This window comes from Bartonella sp. AD328YNZD (assembly GCF_042196425.1).
The window spans coordinates 1-3,104 of record NZ_JBHIQG010000003.1 but is presented as its reverse complement, the minus strand read 5'-3'; the positions used below and the strand labels follow the sequence as shown (position 1 = coordinate 3,104).

Sequence of the window (3,104 nt, the reverse complement as noted above, 5' to 3'; positions counted from 1 at the left end):
GATGATGTCAGTTTACATCTTCATAGATGTAAAGATGAGGTAAAACAACGGCTTTTACGTTCAATATTGTCCAAATCCAACAAATGAATAGAATCACTTTTTAAAAAGCTCGTATAAAAGTCTATTTTTAATTAGTTTATTGGGAACTATGAGCAACGTCTTTATTGCGCTTAATATAAATAAATCCATATCCTAGACCGATAAGAGCAGATAAACCAGAGCCACAAAGTACTCCAATTTTTGCAGCATCAAGAAGGATAATATTTTTAAAAGCAAGCATTGAAACAAAGATAGACATTGTAAAGCCAATTCCTGCTAAAAAACCAATGAGTAAAATACCTGTCCATGTCATATGAGGAGGGAGGCGGCATAGACCTGATTTTACAGCTAGATAACTGGCAGTGATAATGCCAAGCGGCTTACCGATGAAAAGCCCAATAACAACACCAAGAACAATCAAGAATGATTTATCGGAAGAAAGGTCAAAGTTTGCAAAACTTACTCCTGCATTTGCAAAGGCAAAAATCGGCATTACACCGTATGCAACCCATGGATGCAATGCTTTCTGAACACGGGTTACTGGAGCAATTATGGCACGCTGTCCTTTGCGCATTTTTTTCAATGCGGTTGAAATATGATGGAGATCTGTTTTAATATTTTTTTCTTGAAGAATTTGCATAGCATTGCTGAGCGTGGTGAGTGGCGCTACAAGAGTCCGAGTAGGAAAAACGGGAGTCATCATCCCTAAAATTACACCAGCAAGTGATGGATGAACGCCTGTTACCATTAAACCCCACCAGATGATTGCACCAGGTAAAATGTAAAGCCATGCTGATGCAAGCCCAATCCATTGAAAGAATAGCACTAGAGCAATACCTGCTCCTGCAATCATTAAACCACTAAGATCAATGTTTGTTGAGTAGAAAAAAGCAATAATAAGAACAGCTATAATATCATCAATAATCGCGAGTGATAGAAGAATGATATGAAGATTAGAAGGAATTTTTTTTCCAAGAAGAGCAAGAATACCGAGAGCAAAGGCAATATCTGTTGCTGTTGGTACGGCCCAACCATGTATATGCCCATCATTAAAGTTGAAGATAAAATAAATAATTGCAGGGAAACAAACACCCCCTATTGCAGCAACAATTGGTAAGATTGCTTGTTTAAAATCGGCAAGAGCACCTTCATGAATCTCGCGTCGGATTTCCATTCCAGCAACGAGAAAAAAAATAGTCATAAGAGCATCATTAACCCAAAAATGCAAATCCCATGAAAGAGTGAAATGCCCCAAATTAAAACCAAGAGGTGTATGCCAAAAAGATTCATAGAGATCAGCATATTTAGAATTGGCAAAAATGAGTGCAGAAGCAGCAGCTAATAAAAGAACAATACCACTAAGAGCTTCAATATGGAGAAAACGCTCGATAGCAGAAAGCGCTTGATTGGTGACACGAGAAGCGCGATTAGGCAAGCGATTTGAAGATAAATCAGACATGAACAACTCCAAGTATCGACAATTTTATAATTCTATATTCTCTTATGTAAATGACTCTATGTGAAGCCTTCTGTATCATATAAAAGCAAAAAGAGGAATAAAGTTCTTAATTTATAGACAAGATCATCATGTTTAAAGCACAAAATGTTCAAGGCGATGCTTCATTTTTAATAGTGAGATCTACTTTGCTTAAAGCCTTGGATAGATCATTTTGTAAAGCAGATTCGAGATCAATTATTGTGAGCCCTTTATTATCTTTTGCTTTAATTTTAACGCTCAATGTTTGCGGATTTTTAGCAAATTCACCTAAGGATTTTGAAATTTTTTCTGCTTCGTCATGATTTTTTAACAGAATGTTAGGGGTCTGCGTCATCATTAGATAGAAATCGTCATAGAGTTCCTTTTTAAGATCATGTTTGCTGTCATTAAGAGTTTGCGCAAGATAAGAAAAAAGCTTATCAATGAAACCTGCATCCTTATATTGTAGATCAATTTCATTGATGCCAAGGTCTTGAGAAGCAGCAATCATTACATTTTTCTGACCAGAAAAAAGCTTTTCATCAACATCAATAACCTTGGCTGATATGTACCCAGATCCAACGTCTTTCATATCGAAAGACATTGCATCAAGAAGGAGCATACGTTTTTTTTCATCATAAGAAATATCAATTTTTCCTGAAATATTAAAGCGCTCAAAGTTCAAATTTTTGAAGAGTTCTAAGTCTTTTTCATTCATTTTTTTAGGTAAAACGGAAAGGTTATTGAGGGAAAGAAAAAGTTTTTTAGGGATAGGTTGTTTCCACAAGCTTGGTTTGAATTGGAATGATTCGAGTGTTGCTTTCAACTGTGGTATATCAACGGTGACGTTATCAACTTTGGCATCGGCTGAGGTAATGGCGAGCAATATGTTTAGAAGTAGACCATTTTGTGCTATTTTTTCAGCGGTTTTATTATTCTCTTTTTTTGCATTAAGATAAGCTTTGATCAATTTTTCAGGAGTTTGTTCAAATGGCTTCATCTTTAAACCAGATGTTTTAAACTGTTGGAGAAAGAAAGAGCTGTTTTTTTCTGCTTCTTCAAAAATATCAACGCTTATATTATTCAGAGCAATGGGACCAGTAACGGTTTTACCTTGATTGAGAGTATTGTTTTTTCCAAAGATGATAGAATAGGCGTAGTTGATGTCGATATCATGGGCTTTTATTGTATCACTTTTAGCCATAATCTGCATCTGTTTGGCACCATTGACTGCAACTGTTTTAAGATCCATACTTTTGATACTAACTGAACGGATATGGCCATTTCTAAAATCAGAAAGCTGGAAATTATTGACTTCAACCGTTTCTATTTGCTTATTTTTATTTTCTATAGAAAGTTGTATATTGGGAGCAATAATTGAGGAAAGCTCAATACGCATCATTGTTTGTAAAAGACGTGATGTTATCGTTCTATCTTTTTCTTTTAAAGATACACTTCGAAGAGAAATTTGGGGAATTTGCACATGAATATTATTATGCTTTAAATCAACATTATAGAGTGTGAAAGTTCCAGGAATAAAGGAAAGAGGAGGACGGGCAGAAATGGCACCAATTTTAAGTGATGTACC

At 35.4% G+C, this 3,104-nt stretch carries 2 protein-coding genes; both read right to left on the bottom strand.

The features are described from left to right. Positions 1–136: 136 nt before the first annotated feature. Entirely contained in the window at positions 137–1,498 is a 1,362-nt protein-coding gene (gene nhaA, locus ACFIO3_RS00350; RefSeq protein ID WP_375606439.1) for a Na+/H+ antiporter NhaA, read from the bottom strand. Positions 1,499–1,646: 148 nt separating this feature from the next. Then, a partial coding sequence (locus tag ACFIO3_RS00345; RefSeq protein ID WP_375704001.1) for a hypothetical protein occupies positions 1,647–3,104 on the bottom strand: 1,458 nt, incomplete at its 5' end.

Coding starts and splice junctions, on each gene's coding strand:
- nhaA (WP_375606439.1), bottom strand. CDS start 1,498: ATGTCTGATTTATCTTCAAATCGCTTGCCTAATCGCGCTTCTCGTGTC.